The 14301-nt window shown below is 63.0% G+C and carries 11 protein-coding genes; 7 read left to right on the plus strand and 4 right to left on the minus strand.

Annotation, left to right across the window (positions count from 1 at the left end; translation table 11 throughout):
• Positions 1-5: 5 nt before the first annotated feature.
• Both EJA05_RS22925 and EJA05_RS22930 read right to left on the minus strand, forming a co-directional pair.
• A complete protein-coding gene (locus EJA05_RS22925; protein ID WP_125465362.1) occupies positions 6-1367 on the minus strand; it encodes an amino acid permease in 1362 nt (453 codons plus the stop codon).
• A gap of 51 nt (positions 1368-1418) precedes the next feature.
• A complete protein-coding gene (locus EJA05_RS22930) occupies positions 1419-2360 on the minus strand; it encodes an AEC family transporter (RefSeq protein WP_125465363.1) in 942 nt (313 codons plus the stop codon).
• A gap of 188 nt (positions 2361-2548) precedes the next feature.
• Between EJA05_RS22930 and EJA05_RS22935 the strand changes: the two genes are divergently transcribed.
• On the plus strand, positions 2549-4183 hold the full coding sequence (locus EJA05_RS22935) for a phospholipase (protein WP_125860109.1): 1635 nt from the start codon (positions 2549-2551) through the stop codon (positions 4181-4183).
• 14 nt (positions 4184-4197) lie between these two features.
• Complete coding sequence (locus tag EJA05_RS22940) at positions 4198-4389, plus strand: hypothetical protein (RefSeq protein WP_125860111.1); 192 nt, start codon at positions 4198-4200, stop codon at positions 4387-4389.
• Between the two features lie 57 nt (positions 4390-4446).
• Here EJA05_RS22940 and EJA05_RS22945 read toward each other — a convergent pair whose 3' ends face one another.
• Positions 4447-5007, minus strand: a complete 561-nt coding sequence (locus EJA05_RS22945; protein ID WP_110993462.1) for a response regulator transcription factor — start codon at positions 5005-5007, stop codon at positions 4447-4449.
• On the minus strand, positions 5007-6263 hold the full coding sequence (locus EJA05_RS22950; RefSeq protein WP_125860113.1) for an ATP-binding protein: 1257 nt from the start codon (positions 6261-6263) through the stop codon (positions 5007-5009). The genes EJA05_RS22945 and EJA05_RS22950 overlap by 1 nt, the downstream gene beginning before the upstream one ends.
• Positions 6264-6571: 308 nt before the next feature.
• Here EJA05_RS22950 and EJA05_RS22955 point away from each other — a divergent pair, with 308 nt between their 5' ends.
• The 5 genes from EJA05_RS22955 to EJA05_RS22975 all read left to right on the plus strand — a co-directional run bounded on the left by EJA05_RS22955 (position 6572) and on the right by EJA05_RS22975 (position 14243).
• A complete protein-coding gene (locus tag EJA05_RS22955) occupies positions 6572-7288 on the plus strand; it encodes an SIMPL domain-containing protein (protein WP_125465366.1) in 717 nt (238 codons plus the stop codon).
• 312 nt (positions 7289-7600) lie between these two features.
• Positions 7601-9226: an ABC transporter substrate-binding protein gene (locus EJA05_RS22960; RefSeq protein ID WP_125465367.1), complete on the plus strand. Its 1626-nt coding sequence runs from the start codon at positions 7601-7603 to the stop codon at positions 9224-9226.
• 217 nt (positions 9227-9443) lie between these two features.
• Complete coding sequence (locus EJA05_RS22965; RefSeq protein WP_125860115.1) at positions 9444-11036, plus strand: ABC transporter substrate-binding protein; 1593 nt, start codon at positions 9444-9446, stop codon at positions 11034-11036.
• Between the two features lie 175 nt (positions 11037-11211).
• Entirely contained in the window at positions 11212-12576 is a 1365-nt protein-coding gene (locus EJA05_RS22970) for an OprD family porin (protein ID WP_125860117.1), read from the plus strand.
• A gap of 71 nt (positions 12577-12647) precedes the next feature.
• Positions 12648-14243 (plus strand): ABC transporter substrate-binding protein, encoded by a 1596-nt coding sequence (locus EJA05_RS22975; protein ID WP_125860119.1) that lies wholly within the window; start codon positions 12648-12650, stop codon positions 14241-14243.
• Positions 14244-14301: the final 58 nt, after the last annotated feature.

A 14301-nucleotide genomic window follows, 5' to 3' on the forward strand; every position in this document is an offset into this window, starting at 1 on the left:
CGAAGTCAGGCCTTGGCCTGACGGGCCTTCTTCATGCGGAACGCCACCCAAAGCACCAGGATCCACGCCGGGATCAGCATCACCGAGATACGAATCGGTGGCGTCAGGTACATCACCACCAGAATCAGCACGATGAACGCCAGGCACAGGTAGTTGCTCACCGGGTGCCCCCAGCTGCGGTAGGACGGCGTGATGCCGACCGCCAGCTTGGCCTTGCGGAACTTCAGGTGGGTGATGCTGATGCTCGCCCAGTTGATCACCAGCGCCGAAACGGCCAGGGCCATCAACAGGCCGAAGGCTTCACCGGGCATCAGGTAGTTGATCAGCACGCACATCCCCGTGGCGAATGCCGACACGCCCAATGCGGTGAGCGGCACGCCCCGACGGCTGACTTTGAGCAGCTGGCGCGGCGCATCACCCTGGGAGGCCAGGCCGAACAGCATGCGGCTGTTGGCGTAGACACAGCTGTTGTACACCGACAGCGCGGCGGTCAGCACCACCACGTTGAGGATGGTCGCCACCAGGTCGCTGTCCAGCTCGTGGAAGATCATCACGAACGGGCTGCCGCCCTGCACCACCTTCTGCCACGGATACAGCGACAGCAGCACCGCCAGGGCACCGATGTAGAAGATCAGGATGCGATACACCACCTGGTTGGTGGCTTTGGGGATGCTCTCGCGCGGGTTTTCGGCTTCGGCAGCAGTGATGCCGACCAGCTCCAGGCCGCCGAAGGAGAACATGATCACCGCCAGCGCCATGATCAGCCCGGTCACGCCATTGGGGAAGAAGCCACCGTATTGCCACAGGTTGGCGACGCTGGCGTCCGGCCCGCCGTGGCCGCTGCCCAGCAGCCAGGCACCAAAGCCGATCATGCTGACGATGGCCACCACCTTGATCAGGGCGAACCAGAACTCCATCTCGCCATACACCTTCACCTGGGTCAGGTTGATGGCGTTGATGGCCACGAAGAAGATCGCTGCCGTGGCCCAGGTGGGGAAATCCGGCCACCAGTACTGCACGTAGATGCCCACGGCGGTGAGCTCGGCCATGCCGACCAGCACGTAGACCACCCAGTAGTTCCAACCCGAGACGAAGCCTGCGAACTCGCTCCAGTAGTGGTGCGCGAAGTGGCTGAAGCTGCCGGCCACCGGCTCCTCGACCACCATCTCGCCAAGCTGGCGCATGATCAGGAAGGCCATCAGGCCGGCGACGGCATAGCCCAACAGCACGGAGGGGCCGGCCAGCTGGATGGTCTGGGCGATGCCCAGGAACAACCCGGTGCCGATGGCACCGCCCAGCGCGATCAGCTGGATATGGCGATTCTTCAGCCCGCGCTGCAAGCGCTCGGGCGTGCTCTGGTCTTGCATGAAGTGTCCTTTAGGTGAGGCCGTGTTGTTGGTGTTGTGTGCAGTCAAGCTCTAGATCCAGCCGCCCCACTGCAAGACGAAAATTCCGATGTTGGTGGTGATGGCCGCCATCAGTGTAGTGATCACGATGATCGAGGCGGCCAGTTCGTGGTTGCCGTTGGCCGCCCGCGCCATCACATAGCTCGCCGCCGCGGTGGGGCTGCCGATGTAGAGGAACAGGATGCCCAGCTCGGCCCCGCGGAAACCGCAGAGCCAGGCGCCCAGGGTACCCAGCAGCGGCAGCCAGACCATCTTCACCAGGCTCACATCGAACGCCAGCCTGCCGCTGTCGCGCAGCGCCGCCAGCGACAAGGTGCCACCGATGCAGATCAGCGCCAGCGGCAAGGTCATCTGCGCCAGGTAGTCGGCAGACGTCAGCAGCCAGTTGGGCAGCGGCACCTGGCCATAGGCCATGGGCGTTGCGAGCAGCACGCTGATGATCAGCGGGTTGCTGAGAATGCTCTTGCAGATGCTCCACGGGTCGGACTTCAGGTCCGGGCTGTACACCGCCAGTACCACTGCCGACAGCGAGTTGTACATGAGGATGACCAGCCCGGCCAGCACCGCGCCGAGGGAGATACCGTAGTCGCCGTAGAGGCTGGCGGCCAGCGCCAGGCCGATCACGCCATTGTTGCCGCGAAATGCGCCCTGGGTGTAGATCCCTCGGTCCGCCTGCGGACAGCGCCAGATCGCCAGGCCCCAGGCCAGGCCGAACCCCACCAGGGTGGCAACGATGAAGTAGAGGATGACCCCGGGCTTGACCGCGGCGGCCAGGTCGGCGTGGTAGATGCCAAGGAACAATAGCGCCGGCATGCAGACGTTGAACACCAGCGATGACGCGACCTTGCTGAAGTTGTCGTCGATCACGCGGATGCGCTTGAGCAGCACGCCCATGAACAGCATGGCGAACACGGGCGCCGTGATGTTCAGTGTCTGGATAAGAAGGGCGAGCATGCAGCTTGATCCTGGGAGTTGCCGTTAGGGGGCTAATCATACGTTAGTGCCAGGGCCTTGCGCCCATCGAAGGTGCCAGTTGGCAGCACAAACTGAGCTTGACGTAGGAAATTTCCCGAATATGATGGTGAATACTGTATATACATACAGTTCAAAATGGATTATCCCGACATCGCAAGGAGCTGATCATGTCAGGAATGCAAACCGCGCCCGTGGCCAACCAAGCCCAGGCCAAACAGGTCGTTGCCGACCTCGATCAATTGTTCGACCCGCAGGGCATCGACCTTCCCGGCCCGGACAGCCAGCTGATGCTGGTCATGCACGGCCACCACACCCTCAAGTACCATCGCTTCGCCGTGCCACAAGGCACAGGCCAAGCGCCCAAACGCAAACCCGAGCTGTTCTTCGAAGGGGGTGAGCACACCGCTATCGGTGACAACACCCTGCTGCGCTATGAAGCTGGCCAGCCGGGCATCCCCGCCCACCAGTCGCCCCTGCCGTTGCCCAACGGCCTGAGCCTGACCTACGGCCAGGTCATCGCCCTGGGCGGCGACTTCTATGGCGTACCCGAGCGACCCATCGCCGATGGCGCCAGCGAGGCCGAACGCATCACACGCTTCACCCAGGCCTTCGACTCCCTGGCTCGTCTGCCGGCGGCCAAGGAAGAAGCCGGGCAGATCCTCGCCGTGATGCAGGAAGAAATCGCCGCCGCCAACCAGGCCATCCAGGACGGCCGCCAGCCCCACGAAGCCTACGACGCACTGGGCGACAGCCTGTCGGCACGCTGGAATCGCATCACCGGCGGCGGCAGTTTCGCGTCCGACCTGTTCCCGCTTGGCCGCTACCTGAAGCTGGCCGCCAGCAACTGGGACCATTTCGGCCCCTGGGCGCTGCTGGCCTACCAGGCCGGCCACGCCGCAGCCTTGCAGCAAGCCGTGAAGGCGCATGCCAGTGGCGAAGAGCGCGACCTGCAACTGGCCTACGCCATGAATGCCTTCGCCGATCACTTCCTCACTGACCTGTTCTCCGCCGGCCATTTGCGGGTGCCGCGCAAGGCCCTGGCCGACAGCGTCACCCCGAGCGACGTCGGCTCGCTGATTTCGCGCTTCATGCACGATGAAGACAGCAAGTACGGCCTGCTGGTGCGCAACGCCGAAGGCGAGCAATGGCGCGCCTATGGCGACAAACGCTACTTCGACAGCGTCGATGTGGCCAACCGTCGCCAGGTCGGCCGGGCAGTGCAGCGCTCGGCCGACGAGGTGTTCCAGGCGTTCGTCGATGGCCGCCTGCCCTTGGCCAAGGACTATGCCGCCCTGCGCCTGGCGCCGGATCTGCACGCCGCCGAGCAGGACCTGGTGCCGGGCAACTTTGCTCCGCTGTATTTCCAGGACGGCAAGACCGTGTTGCGGCGCAAGGACGTCAACAACCTCAACGACCGCGAGCGCATCGCCGACTGGTGGGGCTGGAGCACCTACCTGCTGCTCAAGGACTACAAGCCCAATACCCCCAGCGGATTCATCGCCCCACCGAGTGCGTCACCGGCCATCATCGGCTGGCAAAGCACCGAACCGGATGGCCTCAACTGGCAGCGGGGCAACTCGGTGCGTTACGCCTTCAGCGTGAGCGAACAGTTCAACGAGTCCTATATCGGGCCGTGGAGCGCCTATGCCCTACTGGGCGAGCAGTTCCACCCGACCGTACAGGTACCGCTGGACGGCAAGCAGCGCGGGCGCAACCTGTTCCGCCAGTTCCGCGGCGGCTCGCCGGAGCTGATCGCCAGCCTGGACAGCGTGGCAACCACTTACATCGATCGCAATGCGTGACAAGGAGGTCACCGATGAACATCAAGATCAAACTGGAGCTGGCTTCGGGTCAGTCGCTGGCAGGCATGCCGCTGGAGTTGCTGCGTGATGGCAAGGTCATTGGCCGGGCCAAGGTGCCGGCTGGAGGGCTGGTGGCGTTCGAGGCGCCTGCTGGTGCAGGGCCACTGGCGGTGCGAGTTGACCGCTCGGGGGTAAGAGCCTTCTAAATACAATCGCGGGGCAAGCCCGCTCCCACGTGGGAGCGGGCTTGCCCCGCGATGCCTTTAGCGCCGTACCGGGCGCTTCTGCAACTTGCGCTGCAAGGTGCGCCGGTGCATGCCCAGCGCTCGCGCGGTGGCGGAGATATTGCCTTCATGCTCGCCCAGCACGCGCTGGATATGCTCCCACTGCAAGCGATCCACCGACATCGGGTTTTCCGGCACCAGGGCATCCAGGTCGGTGTGCTCCGACAGCAGTGCAGCCAGCACATCGTCGGCATCTGCAGGTTTGCACAGGTAGTTGCAGGCCCCGCGCTTCACCGCTTCGACCGCAGTGGCGATGCTCGAGTATCCGGTCAGGATCACCACGCGCATTTCCGGGTCCAGCTCCAGCAGCTTGGGCAGCAGCACCAGGCCCGAATCGCCTTCCATCTTCAGGTCCAGCGTGGCGTAGTCCGGCAGGTCCTGCTCGGCCAGCTTCAAGCCTTCCTCGGCAGAGCTTGCGGTACTCACGCGGAAACCGCGGCGGCTCATGGCCCGCGCCATGACCCGGGTGAAGGTGGCATCGTCATCCACCAGCAGCAGGTGCGGCAGTTCTTCGCCTTCGACCTGGTTTTCTTCGCTCATCATTCATCTCCTCGCTTGCCATGGGGCAGGCGCAATTCGGTCAGGGTGCCACCCTGCTCATGACTATAGAGTTTCACCGAACCGCCCGCACGCGTCACGCTGGCCTTGCTCAAGAACAGGCCCAGGCCGAAGCCTTTGCCCTTGGTGGTAATAAAGGGTTTGCCGATCGCTTCGGCAATGGCCGGCGGCATGCCGGGGCCATGGTCGCGGATGCTGATGACGATGTCCTGGGCGTCCCAGTCAAGGCGCACCTCCAGGTCGTCCGGGCAGGCATCGGCGGCATTGTTCAGCAGGTTCAACAGGGCCTGGGTCAGGTCGGGCGGCGGCGCCAGTCGCGGTACCTGGCCATCACGCAGGCGCTGGAAACGGTAGCTGGCTTCCGGGCGCATCAGGTGCCAGCGGTTGAGCGCTTCGTCGAGCCAGGCCGTGACGTCCTGCTCGACGATGGCCAGGCGGCGGTTGGCTTCGGCAGCGCGTACCAGTTGCTGCAGGGTTTCCTTGCACAGCTTGACCTGGTCCTGAAGGATCTGCAGGTCTTCCTGCAGCAACGGATCGGTGTGGTCCTGGCGCATTTCATTGAGCAGCACGCTCATGGTCGCCAACGGCGTGCCCAGCTCATGGGCGGCGCCGGCGGCCTGGGTGGCCACTGCCAGCAGTTGTTCATCGCGCAGGCTCTCTTCACGGCGCTCGGCACGCAGGTGCTCCTGGCGGCGCAACTCCTCGGCCATGCGTGCGGCGAAGAAAGTAATCACCGCCGCGGCCAGGGCGATACTCAGCCACATGCCGTAGACCTGCATGGTGTCGCCCGACTGCGGCAAGGTTTCCAGCGGATAGAACTGCACCAACAGCAGGCTGTAGGCCACCAGGGCGATGCCCGACAGCACCAGCGAGTAGATCCACGGCAGCGTGACGGCGGCGATCGCCAGCGGCACCAGGTAATAAGAGACGAAGGGGTTGGTCGAACCACCGGAGTAATACAGCAGCGCGCTGTGGATAAGCAGGTCGCAGGCCAGTTGCAGCGCGTACTCAAGTTCGGTGACCGGCAGTGACAGGCGCAAGCGCACGGCGGTGAACGCGCACAGCAGCGACGACAGGGCCAAGGTGACCACCAACGAAAACCATGGCAGCGGCAGCAACTCGGTCCAGTAGGCCACGCCCACGGAACCGGCCTGGGCAGCCAGCACAAGGATGCGGATGAAGGTCAGGCGCCAAAGGTTCTGGCGTGTAGCGGACAGCGGATGTGCGGCGGCGAGCATGAGCTCTCCCGATGAGGCTCCAAGAAAATCGGCTGGAGTATACCGAAGCCAGGCGCCTCGCTGCAGCGATGCGGCAAAGCGCCACAGGAGTCAGCTTCAAGACTCTAGCTACAAGCTTCAAGCGTTCTCGCGGCGAACCTTCATTTGATGCTTTGACCTAGGGGCTGTGAAACTTATCTCGATAATACCCACATACTTTCTTACAGCTTGCCGCTTGTCGCTTTGAACTGCCTAAACTGTCCCCGGTCTGATCGGCCATGCGTGGCACGAACGTTCTAACCACGCTTTTCATTGCCAAGGAGCTACACATGCACATTTCCCGTCGCGGCAAAGCCTTCGCCCTGTCCTGCGGCCTGCTCGCCACCCTGCCCGCCGTGGCCGCCGACGAGCCACGCTACAACCAGGTGTCGCTGCGCGCCGAAGTCAGCAAGGAAGTCGCCCGCGACCTGATGGTCGTGACGCTGTACAGCGAAGCGCAGAACAGCGACCCGGGCAAGCTCGCCAAGCAGATCACCGAAACCATGAACAAGGCCGTACAGCAGGCCCGTGACGTGAAGGACGTGAAGATCAGCCAGGGCAGCCGCAACAGCTACCCGATCTACGACACCAAGGGGCAGAAGATCACCGGCTGGCGTGAGCGCGCCGAACTGCGCCTGGAAAGTGCCGATTTCCCGGCCCTGTCCAAGCTCACCGGCGAACTGCTGCAGGACCTGAAGATGGGCGGCATGGACTTCTCCATCGCCCCGGCCACCCGCAAGACCAGCGAAGACGAGCTGCTCAAGGATGCCGTGGCCGCGTTCAAGGCTCGCGCCCAGCTGGCCACCGAAGCGCTCGGCGGCAAGGGCTACAAGGTGGTCAGCCTGAACCTCAACAGCAGCGGCTACCCGCGCCCGTACCTGCGCAGCGCACCGATGGCGATGATGGCCAAGGCTGCCGACGAAGCGGCGCCAGCGCCTGATATCGAGGCCGGCACCAGCGAAGTCAGCATGAGCGCCGATGGCCTGATCGAAGTCCAGGTGCCCTGACCCCTCCAAGTGGATGTCCGTGGCGGTGAAATCCGCCTCGGACAGCACTTTCCGACTATTCCTACGCACCAATCAGGTGCGTCCGTCTGTCATCGAAAATGCGAAACATCTTGAAATTCTTGCAATTTCAGGCCACGCAAACGATCAACATTCGACAAACTTATATTTTTGCGACATCCATGTACGACCGTCCCACGTTTTGCCGCCAACCACCCTGCTGAGTGTTGCATTGGGAATAGCCCCTGCATAAGTATCCGCAGGTCGGCTCACGAGGCCGCCTCACTCTAAAAAAATGACAACAATGAGGCCACCATGCTCAAACACGCAGTCATTCCGTTCCTGGTCGGCGCAGGCTTGCTAGCCGGCGCTCCCTCCGCCCTCGCCGCGACCAACCTGGTGTTCTGCTCCGAAGGCAGCCCGGCCGGCTTCGACCCAGGCCAATACACCACCGGAACCGACTTCGACGCCTCGGCTGAAACCATCTTCAACCGGCTCACGCAATTCGAACGTGGCGGCACCGCGGTGATTCCGGGCCTGGCCACCAAGTGGGAAGTGTCCGACGACGGCAAGGCCTACGTCTTCCACCTGCGTGAAGGCGTCAAGTTCCACACCACCGACTACTTCAAGCCGACCCGCGAATTCAACGCGGACGACGTGCTGTTCACTTTCAACCGCATGCTCGACAAGGACCAACCGTTCCGCAAGGCGTACCCCACCGAATTCCCGTACTTCACCGACATGGGCATGGACAAGAACATCGCCAAGGTCGAGAAGGTCGATGACCACACCGTGAAGTTCACCCTCAACGAGGTCGACGCCGCGTTCATCCAGAACCTGGCCATGAGCTTCGCCTCGATCCAGTCGGCCGAATACGCCGACCAGTTGCTCAAGCAAGGCAAGCCTGCCGACATCAACCAGAAGCCGATCGGCACCGGCCCATTCGTGTTCAGCAAGTACCAGAAGGACGCGCAGATCCGCTACAAGGGCAACAAGGACTACTGGAAGCCCGAGGACGTGAAGATCGACAACCTGATCTTCGCCATCAGCACCGACGCCTCGGTACGCATGCAGAAGCTCAAGAAGAACGAGTGCCAGGTCACCCTATTCCCCCGCCCGGCCGATATCCAGCCGCTGAAGCAGGACCCGAAGCTGAAGATGCCCGACCAGGCCGGTTTCAACCTCGGCTACATCGCCTACAACGTGATGGACAAGGTCAAGGGCAGCAACGAGCCTAACCCGCTGTCGCAACTCAAGGTGCGTGAAGCCCTGGACATGGCGGTGAACAAGCAGCAGATCATCGAGTCGGTGTACCAGGGCGCCGGCCAGCTGGCGGTCAACGCCATGCCGCCAACCCAGTGGTCCTACGACACCACCATCAAGGATGCCAAGTACGACCCCGAGAAGGCCAAGCAGCTACTCAAGGAAGCCGGCATCAAGGAAGGCACCGAGATCACCCTGTGGGCCATGCCGGTGCAACGCCCCTATAACCCCAACGCCAAGCTGATGGCCGAAATGCTGCAGTCCGACTGGGCCAAGATCGGTATCAAGGCCAAGATCGTCAGCTACGAATGGGGTGAGTACATCAAGCGCTCCAAGGGCGGTGAGCAGGGTGCCATGCTGATTGGCTGGAGCGGCGACAACGGTGACCCGGACAACTGGCTGGGCACCCTCTATGGCTGCGACGCCATGGACGGCAACAACTTCTCCAAGTGGTGCTACAAGCCGTACGACGACCTGATCAAGCAAGCCAAGGCCACCCCCGACCAGGCTAAACGCACCGAGCTGTACAAGCAGGCGCAACACATCCTCAAGGAACAGGTGCCGATCACCCCGATCGCCCACTCCACCGTGTATCAGCCCATGAGCACGTCCGTGAAGGACTTCAAGATCAGCCCCTTCGGCCTGAACTCCTTCTACGGGGTAAGCGTGGACAAGTAACGGCCATGCCCGCCCCGCCCGCACGGTTTGCGGCGGGGCGATTACATGACCGGGCGGCGCGTAGGACTTTTCCACCGCAGTCGCCGGAATACTCCCGCTCCCTTATCAGTCTCTGAACCATGGCTCCCACGCCTTGACGACTCTATCGTCAGGGCCGGGATGTCATCGCCGCGCTTTGCCTGTCGCGGCCAGAAAAGACCAGGACAAAGGATTTGCCATGCGCCCTACCACGCTGTGCTCCACCCTCTTTGCACTCGGCCTGCTGAGCCACGCGCCGCTGACACTGGCCAACAACCTGGTGTTCTGCTCCGAAGGCAGCCCGGCAGGCTTCGACACCGCCCAGTACACCTCGGCCACCGACAACGATGCCGCCGAACCGATCTACAACCGCCTGGTCGAGTTCGAGCGCGGCGGCACCGCCGTGCATCCAGCCCTGGCCACCGACTGGCAGGTCTCCGACGACGGCCTGCGCTACACCTTCCACCTGCGGCCCGGGGTGAAGTTCCACGCCAACAAGGGCTTCCAGCCCACCAGGGATTTCAACGCCGACGACGTGCTGTTCACCTTCAACCGCATGCTCGACAAGCAGCACCCGTTCCGCCAGGCCTACCCCACCGAATTTCCGTACTTCATCAGCATGGGGCTGGACAAGAACATCGCCAAGGTCGAGAAGACCGCCCCGCTGACCGTGGTGTTCACCCTCAACAAGGTCGATGCCGCGTTCATCCAGAACCTCGCCATGGCCTTCGCCGCGATCCTCTCCGCCGAGTACGCCGAACACCTGCTGGCCGAGGGCAGGCCGAGCGACATCAACCAGAAACCGATCGGCACTGGCCCGTTCGTGTTCCAGCGTTACCAGAAAGACGCGCAGATTCGCTACAAGGGCAACAAGGACTATTGGGCCCCCGACCAGGTGAAGCTCGACAACCTGGTGTTCTCCATCAACATCGACCCGTCGGTACGCATCCAGAAGCTGCGCCGCAACGAATGCCAGGTCACCCTGCACCCGCGCCCGGCCGACCTGCCCGCACTCAGGCAGGACGGCAAGCTGCAGGTGCTGCAGCAGCCCGGCTTCAACCTCGGCTACATCGCCTACAACACCCAGCACCCACCCTTCGACCGCCTCGAAGTACGCCAGGCCATGGACATGGCGGTGAACAAGCAGGCGATCATCCAGGCCGTCTACCAGGAAGCCGGGCAACTTGCGGTCAATGCCATGCCGCCCACGCAGTGGTCCTACGACGACTCGCTCAAGGACGCACCGTTCGACCCGCAAAAGGCCAAGGCCCTGCTCAAGCAGGCCGGGGTCAAGGAAGGCACCGAAATCACCCTCTGGGCCATGCCCGTACAGCGCCCCTACAACCCCAACGCCAAGCTCATGGCCGAAATGCTTCAGGCCGACTGGAGCAAGCTCGGTTTCAAAGTGCGCATCGTCAGCTACGAGTGGGGGGAATACCTCAAGCGCATGAAGAGCGGTGAGCACGATATCGCCCTGATCGGCTGGACCGGCGACAACGGCGACCCCGACAACTGGCTGGGCACGCTCTACAACTGTGACGCCATCGGCAGCAACAACTACTCGCTGTGGTGCGACCCGCAGTACGACGCGTTGGTCAAGCAAGCCAAGCAGGTCACCGACCGCGAACAACGCAGCGCCCTCTACCAGCAGGCCCAGCAACGCCTCAAGCAACAGGTACCGATCACGCCCGTGGCCCACTCCACGGTCAACCAACCGCTGAGCAGTAACGTCAACGATTTCAAGGTCAGCCCCTTCGGACGCAACGTTTTCTCCGGCGTCAGTATCGATTGACCCCTGCATGGTCTGGCCGGGAGTGCGACCCACTCCCGCGGCCGCGTGCAGCCTGGATTTGCCTGGCGACCCCAGGCGAATACCTGCAGTACCGCGTCACCGTTGCAGGCCCGGCCCACGAGGCACGGGTGATAACTAAAAGAACAGAAAGGGAGCTTTGATTTTGAAACGCACCATGAAAACCGCATTGGCCTTGTCCATCGGCGCCTTCAGCGCCTTGGCCCAGGCCGAACCGATGAGCCAGGACTTCGTCCCTACCACGCTCAAGTCCAGCAGCGAGCAAGCCGAAGCCAAGGGCTTCATCGACGGCCAGAGCCTGTCCGGCAGTACCCGCAACTGGTATGCCCGCGAACGCGCCACCCGCGCGCCACTGTGGAAGTACTACAAGAGCGACGGTACTCGCAAACCCACCCACAGCCGCGACAACTGGGTGCAGGGCACCATCCTCAACTACAGCTCTGGCTTCACCGAGGGCACCGTGGGCTTCGCCGTCGAAGCCGCCGCCTACAACGCCGTGGCGCTGGAGCGCGGCCGTGCCGCCGTGGCCGGCCCCAACAACCGCACGCTCACCCACAGCGACGGCGACGTGATCGGCCAGTGGAGCAAGATGGGCCTGGGCAACGTCAAGGCGCGGGTGTCCAACACCACCCTCACCCTCGGCCGCCAGGCGGTCGACACCCCGATGATCGCCTACATCGGCAACCGCGCGCTGCCGTCGAGCTTCCAGGGTGCCTTCCTGCACAGCGCCGAGTTCGACAACCTGTCGCTCGACCTGGGCACCTTCGACCGCGTCTCGCCACGTACCGAGCAGAGCCTGAGCAAGTTCCGCAGCGAATACGGCAATGGCGTGGAAACCGACCGCGCCAGCACCGCCGGTATCAACTACCAGCCGCTGAAAAGCCTGAGTACCAGCCTGTACGCCACCAAGGTCGACGACTTCTGGAATCAGTACTACTTCGGCGCCAACCATGTGCTGGGCGACAGCGCGGTGCTGAGCCTGACCACCGGCTTGAACTACTACAAGACCGTAGACGCCGGCAGCAAGAAGATGGGCGAGATCGACAACGACACCTACAGCCTGTCGTTCGGCCTGACCCATCAGGCCCACACCCTGAGCGCGTCGTGGCAGCAGGTGAATGGCAACGAGTACTTCGACTACCTGCATGAAACCAACGGCATCTACCTGGCCAACTCGCTGTTGTCGGACTTCAACGGCCCCAACGAGAAATCGCTGCAGATCAGCTATGTGCTGAACATGGCGCCCTACGGTGTGCCGGGCCTCAAGTTCAACCTGTACAACGCCCGCGGCTGGGGCATCGACGGCACCCACTACAAGGGTAACGTCTACGACGTGAAAGGCCTCGACGGCGAAACCCACTACGAGTGGGGCTTCGGCACCAGCTACGCGGTGCAGAGCGGCCCGCTGAAAGACACCAGCATCCGTGCCACCTACACCGCCCACCGCGCCAGCAAGGCCCAGGGCGATGGCAGCCTCGACGAGTTCCGCCTGGTCACCACCATTCCATTCAACATTCTCTGACCGCTGGCGCCACGGCCCGACTCCCCACGGGCCGTGGCGGCTACGCTGGAATAGCACTGCTGGGAGGTTTCATGAAATCGTTACCGCTACGCGCTGCCCTGGCAGCGGTCATCCTGGGCGCTGCATCCACCGTTGCGGCCAAGCCGCTGGTGGTGTGCACCGAGGCCAGCCCCGAGGGCTTCGACATTGTCCAGTACACCACCGCCGTCACCGCCGACGCCTCGGCCGAGACCATCTTCAATCGCCTGGTCGACTTCAAGCCAGGCACCACGGATATCCAGCCGGCCCTGGCCACCCACTGGGACATCAGCCCGGACGGCCTGGTCTACACCTTCCACCTGCGCGAAGGCGTGAAGTTCCACAGCACCGACTACTTCACCCCCACCCGCAACTTCAACGCCGACGACGTGCTGTGGAGCCTGAACCGCCAGCTCAGGCCAGACCACCCGTGGCACGACAAGAGCAGCGTCGGCTACCCCTATTTCGAGAGCATGGCCTTCAAGGACCTGCTCAAATCGGTGGAGAAGACCGACGACCACACCGTGGTGATCACCCTGACCCGCCCGGAAGCCCCCTTCCTGCATGACCTGGGCATGGCCTTCACCTCGATCTACTCCGCCGAATACGGCGACCAGTTGCTCAAGGCCGGCAAAACCGCCGAACTCAACAGCAAGCCCATCGGCACCGGCCCGTTCGTCTTTCAGCGCTACAACAAGGATGCCCAGGTCCGCTACAAGCCCAACCCGGACTACTTCCGTGGCAAGCCACCGGCCGACGCTCTGATCTTCGCCATCGCCACCGACAGCAATGTCCGCCTGCAAAAACTGCGTGCCAACGAGTGCCAGGTGGCGCTGTACCCCAAGCCTGACGACGTGTCCTCGATCAAGGCCGACCCGAAACTCAAGGTTGTCGAGATCGAAGCGCTGGTCACCGGCTACATCGCGATGAACACCGAGCACAAGTACCTGAGCGACGTCCGCGTGCGCAAGGCGATCAACATGGCCTTCGACCGCCAGACCCACGTCGACCAGTTGTTCGGCAAGGGCAACGCGATGGTAGGGGTCAACCCGTATCCACCGAGCATGCTCGGCTACAACAGTGCCAACCAGAACCCGCCCCACGACCTGGACAAGGCTCGCGCCCTGCTCAAGGAAGCCGGCGTACCGGAAGGCACGGTGATCACGCTGTTCACCCGCAATGGTGGTGGCGCGACCAACCCCAACCCACGCCTGTCCGCAGAAATGCTGCAGGCCGACCTGGCCAAGGTCGGTATCAAGCTCGACATTCGCGTGATGGAATGGGCCGAAATGTTGCGCCGAGCCAAGAACGGCGAGGCCGACCTCGTGTCGACCGGCTGGGCCGGTGACAACGGCGACCCGGACAACTTCCTCAGCCCGCTGCTCAGCTGCGATGCGGCAAAATCCGGCGAGAACTATGCGCGCTGGTGCAACCCCAAGTTCCAGCAGTTGATCACCCGCGCCCGTGAAGCCATCGACAACGACGAACGCGCCAAACTCTATAGCGAAGCGCTGGCGGTGTACGATGAGGACCAACCGTGGATCAGCATGGCCCACCCGAAGATGTTCACTGCGATGCGCGAGAACGTCGAGGGCTACGTGATCAACCCACTGACCAACAATAACTTCGCCACCACCAAGGTGAAGTAGAACAACAACGACCGCCGGCGATCTGCAAGGCAGCCGGCGGCTGTGCCCTTAGTGGCTG

Source organism: Pseudomonas oryziphila (assembly GCF_003940825.1).
GTDB lineage: Bacteria > Pseudomonadota > Gammaproteobacteria > Pseudomonadales > Pseudomonadaceae > Aquipseudomonas > Aquipseudomonas sichuanensis.

Excerpts from the sequence above, each read along its gene's own strand:
- EJA05_RS22940 (WP_125860111.1), top strand. The coding sequence starts at position 4,198 with ATGAACATCAAGATCAAACTGGAGCTGGCTTCGGGTCAGTCGCTGGCA.
- EJA05_RS22955 (WP_125465366.1), top strand. The coding sequence starts at position 6,572 with ATGCACATTTCCCGTCGCGGCAAAGCCTTCGCCCTGTCCTGCGGCCTG.
- EJA05_RS22935 (WP_125860109.1), top strand. The coding sequence starts at position 2,549 with ATGTCAGGAATGCAAACCGCGCCCGTGGCCAACCAAGCCCAGGCCAAA.
- EJA05_RS22965 (WP_125860115.1), top strand. The coding sequence starts at position 9,444 with ATGCGCCCTACCACGCTGTGCTCCACCCTCTTTGCACTCGGCCTGCTG.
- EJA05_RS22960 (WP_125465367.1), top strand. The coding sequence starts at position 7,601 with ATGCTCAAACACGCAGTCATTCCGTTCCTGGTCGGCGCAGGCTTGCTA.
- EJA05_RS22950 (WP_125860113.1), bottom strand. The coding sequence starts at position 6,263 with ATGCTCGCCGCCGCACATCCGCTGTCCGCTACACGCCAGAACCTTTGG.
- EJA05_RS22925 (WP_125465362.1), bottom strand. The coding sequence starts at position 1,367 with ATGCAAGACCAGAGCACGCCCGAGCGCTTGCAGCGCGGGCTGAAGAAT.
- EJA05_RS22945 (WP_110993462.1), bottom strand. The coding sequence starts at position 5,007 with ATGAGCGAAGAAAACCAGGTCGAAGGCGAAGAACTGCCGCACCTGCTG.
- EJA05_RS22975 (WP_125860119.1), top strand. The coding sequence starts at position 12,648 with ATGAAATCGTTACCGCTACGCGCTGCCCTGGCAGCGGTCATCCTGGGC.
- EJA05_RS22970 (WP_125860117.1), top strand. The coding sequence starts at position 11,212 with ATGAAAACCGCATTGGCCTTGTCCATCGGCGCCTTCAGCGCCTTGGCC.
- EJA05_RS22930 (WP_125465363.1), bottom strand. The coding sequence starts at position 2,360 with ATGCTCGCCCTTCTTATCCAGACACTGAACATCACGGCGCCCGTGTTC.